An 18,978-nucleotide genomic window follows, 5' to 3' on the forward strand; every position below is an offset into this window, starting at 1 on the left:
ATCAGTCCACGGTGCTAACGGCAGTATAAAGCCGCCGAAACCGCCCCAGGCGTTCAAATAACGCATGCATTTCTACAGGCTCGAACCTGTCCGTCGTCGCAGGTTGCTCGGCCAGATCAGCTATGGTCAGCGCACCGTCAGCACAGGCCGCCAGCCGGGCGGCGCCATAGGCCGGGCCGGATTCCGCCCCCACTGATCGCACTATGGGCTTCTCGGTTACAGCTGAAATCAGACCCAGCAACAGATCAGATCGACTGCCCCCGCCAATCGCTGCAAGCTCTGGCAAACTGTCAATGGTGTCGCCAAAACTCTGTGCCGCATCAGCAAAACAAAAGGCGATTGCCTCGACCACCGAGCGGCAGATCTCGGCACGCGTTGTGGCGTCCTCAAGGCCAAAGAAACAGGCTCGGATATGCGGGTCCCCCAGGGGGCTGCGCTCACCTGTCAGGTAGGGCAGGAATATGGGCACACGATCACCGCTGACGGTTTCAGCAAGCCCGACAACCTCGGCAGCGGACAGCCCCAGCTGATCACCAATCCACGAAATGGGCCTTGCCCCGTTCAGCATCGCCGCCATTTGATACCAGCGGTCGGGCAATGTATGCGCAAACGCATGGACATAGCGTTCGGGGTTGGGCTTGTATTTACGATCCGCAACAAACAACTGACCAGATGTCCCCAACGAGATAAACCCACGTCCAGGTTCGGTTGCGCCCAATGACACCGCACCGGTTGCCGCATCCCCACCTCCGGCCACGACGGGCACGCCGGAGTTCAATCCGGTCTCAACTGCAGCCTGCGTTGTTACCGTGCCAACGACATTGTGGCCGTCGAACACCTGCGGCAGCCAGTCAACAGCGACATCCGTGGCTTCCGCCATTCCGGTATGCCAGTGGCGTGAAGCCTGATCGAGCCACATTGTTCCTGCGGCATCGGAAGTATCGGTTGCCAGTTCTCCATGCAGACGTAGGCCGACATAATCCTTTGGCAGCAGGATATGGGAGAGTCGGGCATAATTGTGCGGTTCATGCCGTTTCAGCCAGGCAATCTTGGGCGCCGTAAAGCCGGGCAAGGGCAGGACGCCTGCGATGTGACCAACCTGCGGCTGTGCCGCGCGAATGTCGTCGCATTCGCGGACCGCGCGGCTGTCATTCCACAGAATCGCCGGACGGATGGGGCATTGGTCGCGGTCCAACAGCACGGCCCCGTGCATCTGCCCCGACAATCCGACTGCTTTCACATCCGACAGGGAAATTTCGCCGGCAAGCAGGCCCAACGCATCGCGCGTCGCCTGCCACCAAATCTCCGGGTTCTGCTCGGACCAGCCGGGCTGTGGCGACGACGTCCCGATCCCCACGGAAGAGGTCGCAAGAATTCGCCCCGCATCCGCGCAGACCAGCTTGACCGCTGAGGTTCCGATGTCGATCCCGAGATACATTTACACCCCTTGCCCTGTATAATTCTGGTGTCACCGGCCAGGCTATTGATTTTTTTGCGCGCGCAAAGAATATGTAAAACTATGATAAGATCAAGGCGGACGAACAGACTGGCATGACGAAGATCAGGAACATGGAAGAGTTTGCGGCCCTCAGCGGCATCTCTCGGCCTACCGTATCGAAGTATTTTCAGGATCCGGACAGCGTTCGACCCACAACACGGCTCCGCATCGAAGAGGCGCTTGAGCGCTTCGACTATCGCCCCAACATCTATGCGGTGAACCAGAACCGAAAGCTGACCAAGAATATCGGCATCGTGGTTCCCTATCTTGCCGATCCGTTCTTTGCCGAAATCGCGCGCTATCTGGAACAAAGCTGTATTGCTGCGGGGTATCGCCCGTCGCTGTTCAGCTCGCATGGTGATCCCAAGCTGGAAATCGAAATTCTCGACGGATTGAAATCCATGAAGCCTGCTGGAGTGCTGCTGGCGCCCTTGGGGCGCACCTCGGATCGGTCAGCGATCGAGAAGTTTTGCGCCAATGTGCCGACCGTCCTGTTTGACAGTAATCTCGAAGGCCTGGGCGCGGCCTTTATCGGGTCGGACAATTTCAGTTTCGTCTCACAAACCGTCGAATACATGACCCGCACCGGCGAACCGCCGTCATTTTTTGAGATGCGAACGCCAGCGAACCCCAATGCTAATAAGCGGCGCCACGCCTATATTGAAGTGATGGAACAGCTCGGCTTTGAACCACATGTCATTAGTATCGACGGCCAGGGTTGGGCATTTGAAGAGATTGGCAAACATGGAGCCGCCGGAGTTCTGGAGCGGCAAGAGCTGAAAACGGATTCGGTTTTATGCAGCAACGACCGCCTGGCAATCGGGTTTCTTTCGGCATGTTACGAACAAGGGATTCGGGTCGGTCGCAAGAAAGACTGCGCGTTGCGGGTCGCTTCAAACGATGACCATCCCTTCTCAAGGTTTACCTGCCCGTCTTTGACAACGGCCGCCCATGACTACGACAATGTAGCGGGGCGCAGCGTCGAAACTCTCTTTGAACTCATTGAAAATGGAGGGAAATTTAACGAGAGGACGGAAACACTGTTTCCTGCACGACTTGTTTTGAGAGACTCCGCATGATCAAAAATTAACGCGCGTAAAGTTTTTATTGACGCCGCGACAATTTTCCCCTTACCCTGTCCAAACAACATCCAAGCTCAGGGAGGACAAGGATGTATCTCAAGAACGCACTTCGTGCGGCGACAGCAATGACTTTCGTCGCCACGGCAGCAGCCCAAGCGGATACCTTAACAATAGCGACCGTGAACAACGGCGACATGATCCGGATGCAGGGCTATACCGATAAATTCACCGAAGCGACCGGCATCGATGTCGAGTGGGTTACGTTGGAAGAAAACGTGCTGCGCCAGCGCGTGACAACGGATATCACGACCAAAGGTGGCCAATTCGACATCATGACCATCGGCATGTACGAGACGCCGATCTGGGGCGCGAACGGCTGGCTGGTACCCCTGGACGGGCTGTCGGATGAATACGACGTAGGTGACATCCTGCCCGCCATGTCAGGCGGCCTTAGCCATGATGGAACGCTCTACGCGGCTCCGTTCTACGGCGAAAGCTCGATGATCATGTATCGCACTGACCTGATGGAAAAAGCGGGTATGGAAATGCCGGACGCTCCGACTTGGGAGTTCATCCGCGAAGCGGCTGCTGCGATGACCGATCGCGACGCTGATATCAACGGTATTTGCCTGCGCGGCAAGGCCGGTTGGGGCGAAGGCGGTGCTTTCATCACAGCGATGTCCAATTCCTTTGGTGCGCGCTGGTTTGATGAAGATTGGAAGCCGCAGTTCGATCAGCCTGAATGGGCTGACACGTTGAACTTCTACGTGGGTATGATGAACGAGTCCGGCCCCGCAGGTTACGCCACTAACGGATTTAACGAAAACCTGTCGTTGTTCCAGCAGGGCAAATGCGGCATGTGGATCGACGCAACGGTTGCGGCCTCTTTCGTGACCAACCCGACCGACTCGACAGTCGCGGATAGCGTCGGCTTTGCACTTGCACCCGACACGGGGCTTGGCAAGCGCTCGAATTGGTTGTGGGCGTGGGCTCTGGCAATTCCGGCTGGTACGGAACAAGCAGACTCGGCCAAACAGTTCATTGAGTGGGCAACATCCAAAGACTACATCGAACTCGTAGCCGAAAACGAAGGCTGGGCCAACGTGCCTCCGGGCGCACGTACGTCGCTGTACGAAAATCCGGACTATCAGGCGGTTCCGTTCGCCAAGATGACGTTGGACTCGATCCTGTCGGCTGATCCGAACAATCCGACTGTAAAGCCAGTGCCTTACGTTGGTATTCAGTTTGCAGCGATCCCGGAATTCGCAGGTATCGCCACGCAGGTGAGCCAGGAGTTCTCGGCAGTTTATGCCGGGCAGCAAACGGTAGAAGAAGCTCTTGCCAAAGCGCAAGCCTTCACTGCCGAAGAAATGGAAGCCGCAGGCTACTAAGGCCTCCTTCCCAGCGGGTGGACAGACGTCTGTCCCCCGCTTCACCCTTCCACAACTCGCGTTTTTCTCGCAGGCTGAGCTATGCCTGAACAGAGAGGTTTTGCGTCATGGCTACTCAACATTCCCGATCAGTTGCACGCCTGATGATGGCACCTGCAGTGATCCTGCTTCTTGGCTGGATGCTCGTGCCTCTGACGATGACGCTGTATTTTTCCTTCAAGAAATACCTGCCCCTGCGCGGCGGTGATCTGGGATGGGTCGGCTTGGACAACTACGTCCGTTTCGTCTCCTCCAGTTCCTTCTGGCCCGCGGTTCAGGCCACGCTGATGATCGTCGGCGGTGTGCTTGCCATCACGGTTGTTCTGGGCATCCTTCTGGCAATGCTGCTGGATCAGCCGATGTGGGGCCAAGGCGTTGTCCGCATCCTAGTGATCGCACCGTTCTTTGTGATGCCGACCGTTTCCGCATTGGTCTGGAAGAACATGTTCATGGACCCGGTCAACGGGTTGCTGGCCCATCTGTGGCGCTTTTTCGGGGCTGAGCCAGTTTCCTGGCTATCCGAGGCGTCGATGACGTCAATCATCATGATCGTATCGTGGCAATGGCTGCCATTTGCGACGCTGATCCTGCTGACCGCGATCCAGTCGCTGGACAGTGAACAGTTGGAAGCCGCGGAAATGGACGGCGCGCCACCGCTCAAGCGCTTTTACCATATCATCCTGCCGCATCTAAGCCGCGCGATCACCATCGTGATCCTGATCCAGACCATTTTCCTGCTGTCGATCTTCGCCGAAATCTTCGTGACCACCGGCGGCGCCTTCGGCACCCGTACACTCACCTACCTGATCTTCCAGCGCGTGCTAGAGGGCCAGAACGTCGGCCTTGGATCAGCCGGAGGTGTCTATGCAATCATCCTTGCCAATATCGTTGCGATCTTCCTGATGCGCATCGTCGGCAAGAACCTGGACGCGTGAGGAGGTAACGATATGAGCCGCTCAGTTACACCCCGTCGCAAGTCGCTTAACACCGCCCTGGCATGGGCCGTTGGGCTGCTGATCTTTTTCCCGATCCTCTGGACCATCCTGACCAGCTTCAAGACCGAAGCACAGGCCATCGCCAGCCCGCCGCTGTTTCTGAACTTTGACTGGACGCTGGAAAACTATGCCATCGTGCAGGAACGCTCGGATTACATGCGGTTCCTGTGGAATTCGGTCATCATCGCGGGCGGTTCGACCATATTGGGCGTGATCATCGCGGTGCCCGCCGCCTGGGCGATGGCCTTTGTACCATCAAAACGCACCAAGGACATCCTGCTGTGGATGCTGTCCACCAAGATGCTGCCTGCGGTCGGTGTTCTATACCCGATCTACCTGCTGTTCATCCGGCTTGGGCTTTTGGACAGTCGCGCAGGTCTGGTTGTGGTTCTGATGCTGATCAACCTGCCGATCATTGTCTGGATGCTGTACACCTATTTCCGCGAAATCCCCGGCGAGATCCTGGAAGCCGCCCGCATGGACGGGGCAACGCTGAAAGAGGAGATCCTCTATGTGCTGACGCCCATGGCGGTGCCCGGTATCGCCTCGACCATCCTGTTGAACTTTATCCTCGCCTGGAACGAGGCGTTCTGGACCCTCAACCTGACCGCGGTTGACGCGGCACCGCTGACGGCCTTCATCGCCAGCTATTCAAGCCCCGAGGGCCTGTTCTTTGCCAAACTCAGCGCGGCATCGACCATGGCAATCGCACCAATCCTGATCCTTGGCTGGTTCAGCCAGAAACAACTTGTCCGCGGCCTGACCTTCGGCGCCGTGAAATAAGGAAAACTCCGCATGGGACGCATTCAACTCAAATCCGTGACCAAGAAATTTGGCGACGTTGAAGTCATTCCGCCGCTGGACCTGACCATTCAAGATGGCGAGTTCACTGTCTTCGTCGGCCCCTCGGGCTGCGGCAAGTCCACCTTGTTGCGGCTGATTGCCGGGCTGGAGGATATCACCTCGGGCAATATCGACATTGACGGGGCGGATGCCACCGATGTGCCGCCCGCAAAGCGCGGTCTGGCGATGGTGTTCCAGTCCTACGCGCTGTACCCGCATATGACGGTGCGCAAGAACATCGCGTTCCCGCTACGCATGGCCAAGCTGGACCAGGCCGAGATTGACCGCCGCGTAGAAGGCGCTGCTGATGTTCTGAACCTGACCGATTACCTGGATCGCAGACCGGGCCAACTGTCCGGCGGTCAACGCCAGCGCGTTGCCATTGGCCGCGCCATCGTACGTGAGCCTGCGGCGTTTCTGTTTGACGAGCCACTCTCGAACCTCGACGCCGCCTTGCGCGTTGGAATGCGGCTCGAAATCAGCGAGCTGCATAAGCGTCTTGCAACCACGATGATCTATGTGACCCACGACCAGGTCGAGGCGATGACGATGGCCGACAAGATCGTCGTGCTGCAGGCCGGTGTGATCGAACAGGTGGGCAGCCCGCTCGAGCTGTATAAGACTCCGCGAAACTTGTTTGTCGCGGGCTTTATCGGCTCACCCAAAATGAACTTCATCGCGGGCGAAGAAGCCGCGAAACATGACGCCCATACGATCGGGGTCCGCCCCGAGCATCTGGAAGTATCCGACAGCTCCGGCACCTGGTCCGGGGTGGTTGGGGTTTCCGAACATCTGGGCTCGGACACGTTCTTCCACATTCACGAAACCGGCCTTGCGGACACGATCACCGTACGAGCGGGGGGTGAAGTTGGCTTCAACCACGGCGACCGTATCTATCTGACGCCACGCGCGGATGTGATCCATCGGTTTGACGCAAAGGGCCTGCGGATCGAATGACACGTCTGGTCGGTAAAACCGCCCTGATTACCGGGGCCGCGCGTGGCATCGGACTGGCCTTTGCCAAAGCCTATGTTGCCGAAGGGGCCCGTGTCGCGTTGGCCGACATTGACGGCGCGCGCGTGCAAGCCGCGGCCGCCGAAATCGGTGAGGCCGCTTTGGCTATCGAGATGGATGTGACCAACCAGCAGAGCATCGATGCCGCGGTGGCAAAGACGGCTTCACATTTCGGTCCCATCGACATTCTGATCAATAACGCTGCCATCTTTACCGCAGCACCCATCATCGAAATCGAGCGCACCGACTATAACCGCGTCTTTGACATCAATGTCTCGGGCGCCTTGTTCACGATGCAGGCCGTCGCGCGCCACATGATCGAACACGGGACCAAAGGCCGGATCATCAACATGGCATCGCAAGCCGGACGACGGGGCGAGCCTCTGGTCGCCGTCTATTGCGCAAGCAAAGCCGCTATCATTTCGCTTACCCAATCTGCAGGGCTGAACCTGATCCAACACGGCATCAACGTAAATGCCATTGCTCCGGGGGTTGTCGATGGCGAACACTGGGATGGTGTGGACGCCTTTTTTGCAAAGCATGAGGGCAAAGAGCCCGGGCAGAAGAAACGCGAAGTAGCCGCAGCGGTGCCGCACGGTCGGATGGGCCGTGCCGAGGACCTGACCGGAATGGCCGTGTTTCTGGCCTCAGACGAGGCGCAGTATATCGTCGCGCAAACCTATAATGTCGACGGCGGGAACTGGATGAGCTGATGACCCCACTGACGAACGCAAATCCCGCGATACGGCTACGGCGCGACAACCTTGCAAACTTGCCTGAGGCTGTCAGGACACCGAATTACCTGCCCACAGACCTGAAACCCGGCATCGTCCATATCGGGCTGGGCAATTTTCACCGCGCGCATCAGGCCTGGTATATCCACCAGTTGATGCAACAGGGCCAAGCACTGGACTGGGCGATCATCGGGGCCGGTGTCCGCAGCTATGATGCCGAAATGCGAGAGAGGTTGCTGGCGCAGGACTGTCTGACAACACTGATCGAGCTGGACCCAAAGGGAATATCCGCCGAAATTGTCGGAGCCATGATCGACTACCTGCCAATCGAAGAGGGCAATGCGACGCTGATCCGGCAGATGGCCGATCCGTCCATCCGGATTGTGTCGCTTACAGTGACCGAGGGCGGCTATTTTCTGGACGCCAATACCGGCGCGTTCAACGCCGATCACGAAGACATTCGATACGATGCCGCCCATCCAGACCAGCCGCGAACCGCGTTTGGCGCCATTGTTGCAGCTCTTCGGCAGCGCAAGAAGGAGGGTTTGAAACCCTTTACCACACTCAGCTGCGACAACCTTCAGGGCAACGGGGTGATCCTGCGAAACTGCATTGTTGGTTTGGCGCGTATGTCTGACCCGAATCTAGCCACATGGATCGACCAATATGGCGCATTTCCCAATTCGATGGTGGATTGCATTGTACCCGCTACGACAGAGCAGGTTGTTTCGCAATGCCACGGACTTGGAATCGATGACCGCGTCCCTGTCTCACATGAAAACTTTCGCCAATGGGTGATCGAGGACAATTTTTGCGCAGGGCGTCCGCCGCTCGAACAAGTCGGTGTCACACTGACCCACGATGTTCATAGCTATGAGACGATGAAACTGCGTATTTTGAACGGCGGTCATCAGCTGCTTGCGAATGTCGGAGAAATCCTGAACGTCCCGACGATTTCACGATGCATGCAGGACTCTGATATCCTGGCGTTTTTCGCTAAAGTTCAGGCAGAAGAAATCCTCCCGCATGTCGCTGCTGTCCCCGGCGCTAAACCAAGTGAATATCTTGATCTGGTCGAAAAGCGATTTGCAAACACCGCCATCCATGACACCACGCGCCGCGTCGCGTTTGACGGATCCTCACGGCATCCCGGTTTCTTGCTGCCTTCGCTGCGTGACGCGGTTGCCTCGGACCCTGCCCCCAGCGGGCTGGCCCTGGCCGAGGCATTCTGGTGCCGGATGTGTGCAGGCAGGCGCGAGGATGGGTCTGAAATTGCGCCAAACGACCCCCATTGGGACGCTCTTCAGCACATCGCGCTGGCGTCCAGAAATGATCCGAAACTGTGGATCGAGCAGGATCAGTATTACGGCGAGATTGGCCGTGATACCCGCTTTGGTCAGGCCTTTTCTTTTTGGCTGACCAAGATCTGGAGACATGGCAGCCGCGCTGCGATAGCAGACTACGTCGCGCAGACCTCCGCGTCAGAATAACCGGTCAAAACACATGGAGATCAGTCGCGGGCCAAAACCGCGCAGTTCCGTGACGTATCACGTGCAAACGCGGCGCAGGGGTTCTGACACAGCAAATTGGCACGCACCCATAAAAATTGTAGGTGCTCTCATAACGCTGCATCGCCGCCATTGATTTTACTCACAAAAATTGAAGACTTTTGCGCATAAATTTGCACGATTTGCCCATAACATTGCGCGGTTCGAGAAACGCGCTCAATTGATGGTAGTCACCAAACATCTTCTTCAACTAAAGCCGGGCGTTTCTCAATCAAGAGTAAATTCTTATTGGAAATATTCGACCCTGATCATAGGGAAGCAGTTCTTTCGAGGGCTTGTGATAGATCCTCGCTTGGAGAATGGATATTTCCGTAATTGCCAAGTGAGCGCGTCCAAACCGACGCGCTCACTTTGCTTGGTATTGCTTGTCACTACGGAGTTAAGAGCGATGTATCACTCTGCGGCAACAGCTTTCTCTTCCAGTACCGGGTAGTCGGTGTACCCTTTTTCATTGCCGCCGTAGAGCGTGGTTGGATCGAGCTCATTCAGAGCGGCGCCTTTCTCCAACCGGTTGACAAGATCAGGGTTGGAAATAAACGGCCGGCCAAAGGCCACCAGATCGACGGCTCCGGTTTCAACCGCTTCAATCGCCATGTCTCGGTCATAAGCGTTGTTGCCCATTTTCGCACCGTCAAACAGATCATAGAGCATCTTCAGATCGCCACCTTCCGGAATATCGCGGGGGCCGCCGGTCTGTCCCTCCACAAGATGGAGATAGGCCAGCCCATAGCCATTCAGCAATTTGACCGCATGAGTGAATGTCGCCTGCGGGTCGCTGTCGGAGATGTTGTTGGCGTCCGAGAACGGGCTTAGGCGGACACCAACACGGTCGGCGCCCCACACGTCAACAACTGCGTCCATGACCTCTTTCAGAAACCGTGCTCTGTTCTCGACAGGACCGCCGTATTCGTCTTCACGCTTGTTGGACTCGTCCCTCAGGAACTGATCGATAAGGTATCCGTTGGCTGCATGGACCTCGACACCGTCGAAACCGGCCTCCTTGGCGTTTTCTGCGGCCCTCCGGTAGTCGGCAACGATGCCAGCAATTTCTTCGACAGCCAGAGCCCGCGGCTCGGATGTTTCGACGAACTGCTCACCATCAAAGGTCTTGGCCTTTGCGCCGATCGCAGATGGCGCAACAGGGGCACCGCCATCCGGCTGTAAGCTGGTATGCGAAATCCGGCCCACATGCCAAAGCTGGATCACGATCTTGCCGCCCTCAGCATGGACGGCCTCAGTCACTTTTCTCCAGCCGTCGATCTGTGCTTCGGAATAAATGCCAGGCGTCCAGGCATAGCCTTTGCCTTGGGGCGAGATTTGCGAAGCTTCCGTGATGATCAATCCAGCACCCGCCCGTTGCACGTAGTACTTGGTCTGCAATTCATGGACGCTGTCATCTTCGGCTCTTGCCCGGTTGCGGGTCAGTGGTGCCATGACAACGCGGTTTTTCAGCTCGATTGCACCAGCTTTGATGCCGGAGAACAGTTTTTTATCAGCCATTGCTGCTTCCTTCTTTGGTAAACTTCGTTCAGATATTATTGGACCAATTAGTCCAATATTAGGGTCACTGTCTCTTGTTTGAGTTTGTGTTACGTTTCATGCCCTTATTTTTAGGGGAGGCCTTATGGCGAAATCACCAACCGGGCTTGTTTCAGGGTTTGTGATATCTGATCCGCGGGAACACCCGCCTTGCGCAAGGCTAGCGTGCCAATTGCAAGGGAGGCAAAGGCGCGTGCCTTGTCGAGTACCTGTCCCGGATCCGAAGGCTCAAGCGTTCTTGCAATAATCTCGTCAATACTCTCCAAATGCTGTCGCCCGAGAGCCGCCACTTCATTGTCATGCGGGGCAAGTTCCGTTAGGCAATTGATCAGCATGCAGCCGTCACGACCGCCTTGCGGGTTCGCCAAAGCTTCCATTATCGCACCAACGGGGTCATTTCCGCCTGCATCTGCAACGTCACGCAGATTTTTCAAACCACGCCTTGAATAGTGCCTGAGGGCTTTGTGAAACAAAGTCTGCTTGTTGACGAACGTTCCATAGAAGCTGGACCGGCTCAAACCCATGGCCTTGGTCAGATCATCCACAGATGCGGTCTCGTAGCCCTTGTGCCAGAATACGCACAAGGCTTTTTCCAAAGCCTCAGCTTCGTCAAAGGCGCGAGGCCTACCCGGGCCTGCGGGTGATTTGATGTCGCCAACTGCGAGAGTTTCTTTGCTCATGAGCAAGATGTGGAATGATTGATCCAGAATTTCAAGGTGGCGGTAGGGAATTTTTGGAATGGTCAGTCCGTATTGTGACCAGAGAAAGGAATTTAGGTCCGTGGAAATGCAAAACCTCCCCGCCGTGTTTGGTGTCACGCTAATCTTAGGATCAGGACTGTTTGTCTTTTTGCGGGAGTGTCAGACGAAGAGGATCGTGATCGTAGAAAAGAAAGTTCACCCTCGGTACTCGTTTCCAACACTGGACAGAGTGACTGGCGGCTTTGTCCAATACGTAGATGTTGATCACTCACAAACCAGAGATTGGTTCGGTAGATCCATGGCCAATGCCCTCAGCTTGTGAGGATTACCACCCCAATGAGTAACAAAGCCTCGAATTCAGAACTGGTTTTATTAGCATCAGTACGGCGGGCCGTTGTAAGCAAACCAACAATAATTTCAGCGCGCTAGGTTAAAAAAACGAGGTTAGCTGAAGTTTAATTCGCCCAATGTGAACTTCTTAACTTTGGCTAGAACGATTTCTTGTCAGTATCGTTTCATGAGTTGTTAGTGAGTTCGGTGAGTAAGTAGATGTATTTGCATAGTTTCGAGGGACATTGTAGCGCAGTCAATGACATCCGGATGGATGATTTTGCGCTTGAGTATCCGTTGTTGGACGATGCCGGCGTGCACGCACAATGGCAAAAGGGCTCCAGGCAGATCACGCGGATAGCCGATATCTGGACAAGAACCGGGAAGGTACTTTCTTTGCCTTACAAAGGGGCCAACGCCTATCCATCTTTCCAGTTTGCTGAGGATGGAACCCCGCTTCCTTTGATGGAAAAAGTGTTGAAAGCCCTGCCACGAGAAATGACGCCGTGGCAATGCGCATTCTGGTTAACCTCACCCAAATCAGAACTCCGAGGGGAAAGTCCGGCAAATCGCATTCAGACCGGCGATGACTGCATAGTCGATATCGCAGGCGAAGCTGGTGGTCTGATGGCGGCTTAGTGTTAGCTTTTGGTCACTCATACGTCGTACAGCATCTGGCAAATTCGTGTCTCCCCTGCTTTTTCTACCTCCGGCATGAATAGCGAGTTCAGGGCACTCAAATGTCCATTCTCTTCTGAGGGTTCAGTGACAATACCAAGCAGTCCAACCATAGATAAGACCGGCTAAGAGCATACTGAAATACGGGTACTAACTAGGCCTTCGCATATCGATACCCGTTGGAGAAACCCCACCGACAAGTAAAACTGTTCCGCAAATCTGGTATCTGCCGCTACGAGTAGCCGAAACTCAACAAACTCGGTTTCTGCATATTTCTGTCAAACAGACTTCACCGCTCAAACACAGCCATCATCTGCCTGCGCAATCGCGACAGATCCTCATCCACACTAGCGGTAGGATCGCACGCGAATGTTGGCAATGCCTCCACACGGATCGTCCCGCTGCGCGGTAAATGTTTGCCGCGTGGAAGTAGACTATCGCTGTCGTGGATGACAATAGGGGTGATCGTGCGACCGGTTTCTCGGGCGACTAAGACTGCACCCGCTTTAAAGTCCCCTAGCGATTCTGTTTTGGCTCGGGTGCCTTCTGGGAATAGCACGATGGAACAGCGGGCGGGCATTTCCTTGACAGCCTTTATCAGCGTATCCATGGCCGTTGAGCCGGAGTCCCGGTTGATAGGGACGAGACCCGCTCCATCAAAACCTGTGCGCAGGAGTTTGCTGTTCCAGAACTCTGACTTCGCCGCGAAAGTGAACCATTTGGTGTCGGGCACCACGTGCATGAGACTGAAGCCATCGAGATGGCTACGGTGGTTGACCACGATGATGCTGTTGGTGTCGGCGGCGAGGGCATTCTTTTCCTCAGGACGCATCTCGACGCGGATGCTGAGGAGCCACAGCAGGCGTGAACATGACCGTTTCACCAGGCGCCAATACCAACCCCGAAACCCTCTGCGCCGAACGCAAAGAAGAGGGGCAAAGGCCACGAAGAGGAAATAAAACAGGCCGATAAGAACCAGTATAGCGCGCTTGATAAGGCGTATTGGCAATGGGTCAATGGCGCGAGTAGCGCGGTCTTTACCGTCAGGTGAAAGGGGCATGACGTCCTCTGATAGGGCCTGTGGCAGGTGCGTAAGCCATAAAAAAGGCCACCGGAGGTCCTCCGGCAGCGCTTTGACACGCGCCACTTGAGAAGGAAGACAGCCACCGCACACCTCTCTATCTGTCGAAGTCAATGCCAGATCAATGAGAAAAGACGACGTACGGGAATGTATCTTGGTGCTTCAGTGTGACTTGAGTTCCAACTGACCGGCCTTGGCATAAAATATCGGTAAGAGCCCTTACCAACAAAGCCGAGTGATCTGGTAGCTGCGAGTGCACAAGGCTGCTTACAGCACTTTGCCGACTTTGACCCCTTGGTTCCCGTCAATTGTCTGAGTGAAATGACCGAATGTCGGCTGCGAGCCCAAACTTCAAAATGATGCGCGGCAAATGAATGGCCGCTTTGAAGCATTCGAGTTTACGTCTCCAAGACTTTCGCGAGTGTCTCATCGTCAATGTTCACGATTTGGTTGGCGTTAGGAAACCCTCCGTTCGTGACGTCTGCGATATATTCACGGTAGGCGGCGACACGTTCATCTTGCAGCCTGTCCCTCTCCGCGGCGAAGTTACGGTAGGTTTTGGCATGGCGCGGAATATGGCCACGGTTTTCGCCCAACAGATCAGCCGAGAACAGATATTGCACATCACATCCACCGCCCGAACCCAGCGACATCGTGAGCATTGATGTGCGTTTGGTGATCTCGGTTGCAAGACCTGCGGCCACGATCTCCATTTCTACGGCGAACGCACCGGCGTTCTCGAACTCCTGAACTTGCGTCCAGATCATCTTGGCTTGTTCCAGTGTCTTGCCGACAGCTTTTAAGCCGCCTGTCCATGTGGCTTTGGGTGGCACAAGTCCGACGTGGCAAATGACGGGAATACCTTCGCGAACAAGTGCCTCGACTATCCGCGGGCTGTAGCCGCAATAGACCGACTGCGCACCTGCCATCATTGCGTCCATAGCATCGCGCAAAGCCTCTGTCGCATCTGCATGTTTGCCCCATGGCAGGCCAAATTGGAAATGCGTTTCAGGCACAGCTTTGGCGAATTGGGACCGCTCTGACACAAAGGCTGTGCCAATCATGTCCATGCTTGCCTGCGCCGCCGCAATCGCTTCTTCCTCACGGGCAACTTGCACATATGCAATTGTGCGTTTGCCTTTAGCGTCCAGTAGGTCCTTAACCGTCATGCCACCCGTATCATTTGGCCCCGTTTGTAAATTTCTTGCGGCGTTCGCGGATTTTCGCGTCAGATTCGACAGTGCCATCATGGAACGAGCCAAACCACTTGTCCCACGGCAGTTCGAGCGATCCGTAGTTACATTCAAAATAACGGTGGTGCATCTGGTGATGGAACGTCCCCAACTTCAGGCGGTTCTTGTCCTTTACCAGCATGCCTTCAAAGCCCGTATGTGTTGTCGCAGCCGTCAGCGCGTAGTATTGCAGGTGAAACAGGATGTGGAGCGGGTGTGCGGCAACCACAAAATGGATCAACACTGACCCAAGGAAAATCAGGTGTTCGACGGGATGCATCGCCATGCCTGACCATGGGCCGACGTTGATGTTACGGTGGTGCAACGCGTGCACGTGCTTGTACAAGAACGGGATGTGCAGAAACCGGTGAATCCAGTAGAAATAAAAGCTTTCCCAGACCGGTATCAGCAGGAACAGGGCAATGAACCAGATCGGGTGCGCGGCCCATGTCAGCATAGGGGCATAGCCATTGGCCATCGCCCAAAACATCAGCACCTCATAGAATGTCCAAATTGTCACGCCACTGGCGATGGTCCAGAACATGTTGTCGCGGATTTGCCCGCCTAGCGTGAACTGCCGCCCATTTTTCATCAGGGGGCGCGGGTCGTACTTCAGCTTCTGCCCCTGTTTGGTGAAGGTGTAGAAATAAAGATGCAATCCTCCGGCCACGAGAGTCATCAACGCAACATTGCGGATGAACATCTGTGCAACCCACCCGAAGGCAAGCGTTTGCGTTTCTTCTAACGGTGGCTGAAACCAATAGAACGATATGCAGGCGATCGCGACCACGATCAATCGTTCGGTGATGAAGAACCAAGAGTTCCAGAACCACTTCACCATCGCCATTGGGCGCTGCGGCCAACTGAAAAAGGGTGACACTTGAAGCGGCACGTTTGGCGTGTGGTTCCAGCCTTTGAGTGGTGCGTCAGACATCAGTCGCCTCCGATATTAACAGCACGTATATTTTTGCACGATTTGTTTCGACGGAAAAATAGTATTAAAAGATCATCATTATCACAAATTCAGAGATAGAAATGCCACTGACCCTTAAAGCAATGGAGTATTTCACGACTGCCCTGCGTCATGGGAGCATCGTAAAAGCGGCGGCGGAGCTGAACATCGCGGCCTCCGCAGTTTCCAGCGCGATTGATCAGGTCGAAGCGGAATTCGATCTGACCCTTGTGATCCGCCAGCGCGCGCGAGGAATCCAGGCGAATGCGGCTGGGCGAGATGTGGCGCGAAAATGCGAACACCTATTGGAGGACTATCGGTCTCTTCTGATTGAAGGAACGGAGCTGAAACAGTCGCAAAGCGGAACGTTGAAGATTGGTTACTATGCTCCCATCGCGCCCGCGTTCCTCCCGCAAGTTTTTGATGCGCTCTTGCCAAACCGAGCTGATATCACCCTTGAGCTGGAAGAATGTAACAATGATGAGGCACAGGATGGGCTGCTCAAGGGGAGATATGATGCCATTTTGTTTGTGGCTGAAGGTGTTCGGCCTTCCATCGAATTTGACACTTTGATTGCGGCACCCCCGTATTGCTTGCTGCCAGAGTCCCATCCATTGGCAGGCCAGGATGCAGTCACGATGGCTCAGATTGCAAAGGAACCCTTGATCGTGCTGAACCGTCCCGTGGCCGCCTCCTATTACGAAGGTCTGTTTCAATCTGGAACACGGCAAGCGCCCGTCTCGGCCTATGCGAACTCGACCGAAATGGTACGCTGCCTTGTCGCCGCAGGCAGGGGGTGCGCCATCCTGAACATGCTGCCGCTGACATCCGAAACCTACGGAGGCTCGCCCGTCGTCGCCCGTCCGATTTCAGATACCTTGCCACCATTGACGCTGGCCCTCGGTTACGACCGCGCGCGCCCAAGGCGGATCGTTAAAGAATTCGCGCAAGCCTGCCGCGATCACTTCACTGCATCTGGGCCAACTCGATGTGTTATTTCGAGCTAGTCCGAGATAAGCGGCCATTGGGGCGCATGCAGCGAAATGGTGCTATGTCCCGCACTGCCGACCTCTGGCGCGCTGGGAGGCCTTTGATGGCTGACAGAAGTTGTCAGATGGCCGCTCTGAGCCCTTAACAGACCTTGATCACACCTCTGTCTTTCGCTCATGCAGCAGGTCGCGAACTACGTAAACCGGACATTCTCTGAGTTGCACGCAGATGGCGGTGACGCGGATTTAGCGGCCAATAGCGTTCACCGACGCAGTGTCAGTAGCCAAGCATTCAGGCTCGCGACCCAGTGCTGTTTATATCTCTCTCTGCAAGTGAAGTACTTGTACGCCAAAAATAGGAAAGTGGACGTTCCGATTTGAACTATTGGAAAAGCAAGTAGTGTCCGCGACCGCTTATGCATGTTTCGCGAGATTGGTTTGACGTCAAAATCTGAGCTGGATGCAGCACAGATCGTTGACCAAGAGTCGCCCTCCCAGATCACGGTCAGTCATGAGACAAGAGTTGGCAAAGTGCGAGTTGCGATCAGACATAATCAACAGAACAGCTTGAGCTTGCGCGACTGGCACACCGATCCATCGGTTGCGAGTGTTTTGGGCATTCTGCATCGCACACAGGCAAGATGGAGGGCCTGTCAGGCATCCGCGATTATCAAATCGCTCGCCTTTTCCCCGATCATTATTGCCGGTGCGTTGGTGTTGCCACTGACGATTTCGGGCATGATTGAACAATCGGCCACGCGCAGATTTTCTAGTCCGTGAACCCTTAGTTTAGGATCGACAACAGATGCCTCAGAGCTTCCCATCGCACAGGTGCCGGTTGGGTGGTAGATTGAGGTCGAATTCGACCTGGCCCAATCCAGCGTAGCGTCATAGTCGTTGCAATTCAGATCTGCTGTTGGTCGAAACTCTTCCGAAATCTTCGAGGCCAAAGGGTTTTTCTTGGCAATTCGCCGCGCGATATTCACGCCATCGACGATGGTTCTGCAATCTGTTTCTGTGGACAAGTAGTTCGGTATGATCTTGACATGTTTGGACGGATCGGGGCCGTTCAAGCGCAACTCCCCCCTGCTTTCCGGGCGCAGCTGGCAGACCGACATTGTAAAGGCCGAGAACGGGTGTACGCCCTCGCCCGGGCTGTCAGCGGACCAGGGTTGGACATGAAACTGTATATCGGGTGTCTCTACATCCGGGCGCGTTTTCATAAAGCCGGTGGCAAGGCTGGCCGCCATTGTCATAGGCCCGGCACGGAACAGTGCATATTTCAGAGCGATGCGCGCCTGATTGAAGAGGCTGCGGACTTCATCATTCAGTGTTGGTTCATTGCACTTGAACACCAGGCGCGCCTGTAAATGATCCTGCAAGCCCTTACCAACGCCAGACAGGGCGTGAAGCGGTTCGATTCCGTTTTCTTTGAGGTGGTCCGGGTCTCCAATCCCCGACAACATCAGGATCTGGGGCGAATTGATCGCGCCACCAGACAGGATAATCTCGCGTCGAACCTTCAGAGTTTGCTCGACCCCTGACCTGTCCCGGTAAACCAGCCCGGTCGCCTTTTTCCCGTCCAAAACCAAGCGCGTCACAAATGCGTTGGTGATGATGTTCAGATTCTGACGACTTCGAATGGGTTTGAGATAAGCCACAGCCGCGCTGCAGCGACGACCGTTGCGGGTGGTCAGTTGGAAATACCCCACGCCCTCTTGTTCAGCACCGTTGTAGTCGGGGTTGAACGGGTAGCCTGCGGCCTGTGCCGCGGCAACCCAGGCGTCGCAGATGGGGCGTTGAATGCGCATGTTCGAAACAGACAAAGGCCCGCCAATGCCGTGAAACTCATCTTCACCGCGTTCTTGATCTTCGCAGCGTTTAAACAGGGGCAAGACATCGTCCCACCCCCATCCCTCATTGCCCATTTGCCGCCAGCGATCGTAGTCTTCTTTCTGGCCGCGGACATAAAGCAGCCCGTTCAGCGAGGATGAGCCGCCCAGCACCTTGCCTCGTGGCCAGTCTATGGATCGTCCATTAAGCCCCGGATCGGGTTCAGTGCGATAGCACCAGTCAACCGACGGGTTGTGCATTGTTTTGAAATATCCGACCGGAATGTGAATCCACGGGTTGGTGTCGCGACCGCCAGCCTCCAGCAATGCGACGGTCGTATTGGGATCAGCACTCAAACGGTTGGCAATGACACAGCCCGAAGATCCTGCTCCGACTACCGCATAATCGACTTCCATAACTGTCTCCTCCCGACGCGACTGAAAAAAACTCTATGCAAGATGCGAGAAATATACTAGCCT

16 protein-coding genes are annotated in these 18,978 nt (G+C 55.4%); 9 read left to right on the plus strand and 7 right to left on the minus strand.

The genetic code is table 11. From position 1 onward, the window contains the following. Nucleotide 1: 1 nt before the first annotated feature. The gene (gene xylB / locus AC2FJW_RS14615) at nt 2–1,438 is read right to left on the minus strand and encodes a xylulokinase (protein WP_496750452.1); all 1,437 of its coding nucleotides are present in this window, start codon (nt 1,436–1,438) and stop codon (nt 2–4) included. 113 nt (nt 1,439–1,551) lie between these two features. On the opposite strand from xylB, the gene AC2FJW_RS14620 reads away from it, so the two are divergent. The 7 genes from AC2FJW_RS14620 (at nt 1,552) to AC2FJW_RS14650 (ending at nt 9,086) form a co-directional block, all read left to right on the plus strand. After that, nucleotides 1,552–2,577, plus strand: a complete 1,026-nt coding sequence (locus tag AC2FJW_RS14620) for a LacI family DNA-binding transcriptional regulator (RefSeq protein WP_271951883.1) — start codon at nt 1,552–1,554, stop codon at nt 2,575–2,577. A gap of 92 nt (nt 2,578–2,669) precedes the next feature. Next, nucleotides 2,670–3,971: an ABC transporter substrate-binding protein gene (locus AC2FJW_RS14625; RefSeq protein ID WP_271951885.1), complete on the plus strand. Its 1,302-nt coding sequence runs from the start codon at nt 2,670–2,672 to the stop codon at nt 3,969–3,971. A gap of 107 nt (nt 3,972–4,078) precedes the next feature. Further along, the gene (locus tag AC2FJW_RS14630) at nt 4,079–4,945 is read left to right on the plus strand and encodes a carbohydrate ABC transporter permease (RefSeq protein WP_142639539.1); all 867 of its coding nucleotides are present in this window, start codon (nt 4,079–4,081) and stop codon (nt 4,943–4,945) included. Nucleotides 4,946–4,957: 12 nt separating this feature from the next. Further along, nucleotides 4,958–5,788, plus strand: a complete 831-nt coding sequence (locus AC2FJW_RS14635; protein WP_142639541.1) for a carbohydrate ABC transporter permease — start codon at nt 4,958–4,960, stop codon at nt 5,786–5,788. A 12-nt stretch (nt 5,789–5,800) separates the two neighbouring features. Further along, nucleotides 5,801–6,805 carry an ABC transporter ATP-binding protein gene (locus tag AC2FJW_RS14640; protein WP_142639543.1) on the plus strand — a complete coding sequence of 335 codons (1,005 nt, stop codon included), beginning with the start codon at nt 5,801–5,803 and terminating at the stop codon, nt 6,803–6,805. Next, nucleotides 6,802–7,575 (plus strand): L-iditol 2-dehydrogenase, encoded by a 774-nt coding sequence (locus tag AC2FJW_RS14645; RefSeq protein WP_496694124.1) that lies wholly within the window; start codon nt 6,802–6,804, stop codon nt 7,573–7,575. The genes AC2FJW_RS14640 and AC2FJW_RS14645 overlap by 4 nt, the downstream gene beginning before the upstream one ends. After that, nucleotides 7,575–9,086 carry a mannitol dehydrogenase family protein gene (locus AC2FJW_RS14650; RefSeq protein WP_496750454.1) on the plus strand — a complete coding sequence of 504 codons (1,512 nt, stop codon included), beginning with the start codon at nt 7,575–7,577 and terminating at the stop codon, nt 9,084–9,086. Before AC2FJW_RS14645 ends, AC2FJW_RS14650 begins: the two co-directional genes overlap by 1 nt. Nucleotides 9,087–9,557: 471 nt before the next feature. Here AC2FJW_RS14650 and AC2FJW_RS14655 read toward each other — a convergent pair whose 3' ends face one another. Together AC2FJW_RS14655 and AC2FJW_RS14660 are read right to left on the minus strand one after the other, a co-directional pair. Beyond that, nucleotides 9,558–10,664 (minus strand): alkene reductase, encoded by a 1,107-nt coding sequence (locus tag AC2FJW_RS14655; protein ID WP_496750455.1) that lies wholly within the window; start codon nt 10,662–10,664, stop codon nt 9,558–9,560. 122 nt (nt 10,665–10,786) lie between these two features. Beyond that, nucleotides 10,787–11,383, minus strand: a complete 597-nt coding sequence (locus tag AC2FJW_RS14660) for a TetR/AcrR family transcriptional regulator (protein WP_496697461.1) — start codon at nt 11,381–11,383, stop codon at nt 10,787–10,789. Between the two features lie 621 nt (nt 11,384–12,004). Here AC2FJW_RS14660 and AC2FJW_RS14665 point away from each other — a divergent pair. Beyond that, nucleotides 12,005–12,373 (plus strand): hypothetical protein, encoded by a 369-nt coding sequence (locus AC2FJW_RS14665; protein ID WP_496697459.1) that lies wholly within the window; start codon nt 12,005–12,007, stop codon nt 12,371–12,373. A 328-nt stretch (nt 12,374–12,701) separates the two neighbouring features. On the opposite strand, the gene AC2FJW_RS14670 is transcribed toward AC2FJW_RS14665, so the two are convergent. From AC2FJW_RS14670 to AC2FJW_RS14680, 3 genes are all read right to left on the minus strand, one after another. Then, nucleotides 12,702–13,472 (minus strand): lysophospholipid acyltransferase family protein, encoded by a 771-nt coding sequence (locus AC2FJW_RS14670; protein ID WP_496697457.1) that lies wholly within the window; start codon nt 13,470–13,472, stop codon nt 12,702–12,704. A 419-nt stretch (nt 13,473–13,891) separates the two neighbouring features. After that, nucleotides 13,892–14,662 (minus strand): 3-methyl-2-oxobutanoate hydroxymethyltransferase, encoded by a 771-nt coding sequence (locus AC2FJW_RS14675; protein ID WP_496750457.1) that lies wholly within the window; start codon nt 14,660–14,662, stop codon nt 13,892–13,894. A 10-nt stretch (nt 14,663–14,672) separates the two neighbouring features. Then, nucleotides 14,673–15,659, minus strand: a complete 987-nt coding sequence (locus tag AC2FJW_RS14680; protein WP_496698155.1) for a sterol desaturase family protein — start codon at nt 15,657–15,659, stop codon at nt 14,673–14,675. 101 nt (nt 15,660–15,760) lie between these two features. Between AC2FJW_RS14680 and AC2FJW_RS14685 the strand changes: the two genes are divergently transcribed. Beyond that, nucleotides 15,761–16,684 carry a LysR family transcriptional regulator gene (locus tag AC2FJW_RS14685; protein WP_496698153.1) on the plus strand — a complete coding sequence of 308 codons (924 nt, stop codon included), beginning with the start codon at nt 15,761–15,763 and terminating at the stop codon, nt 16,682–16,684. 635 nt (nt 16,685–17,319) lie between these two features. Here the strand turns inward: AC2FJW_RS14685 and AC2FJW_RS14690 are convergent. Next, a complete protein-coding gene (locus AC2FJW_RS14690; protein WP_496697453.1) occupies nt 17,320–18,915 on the minus strand; it encodes a GMC family oxidoreductase in 1,596 nt (531 codons plus the stop codon). Nucleotides 18,916–18,978: the final 63 nt, after the last annotated feature.

This window comes from Ruegeria sp. CDSA020 (genome assembly GCF_059612345.1).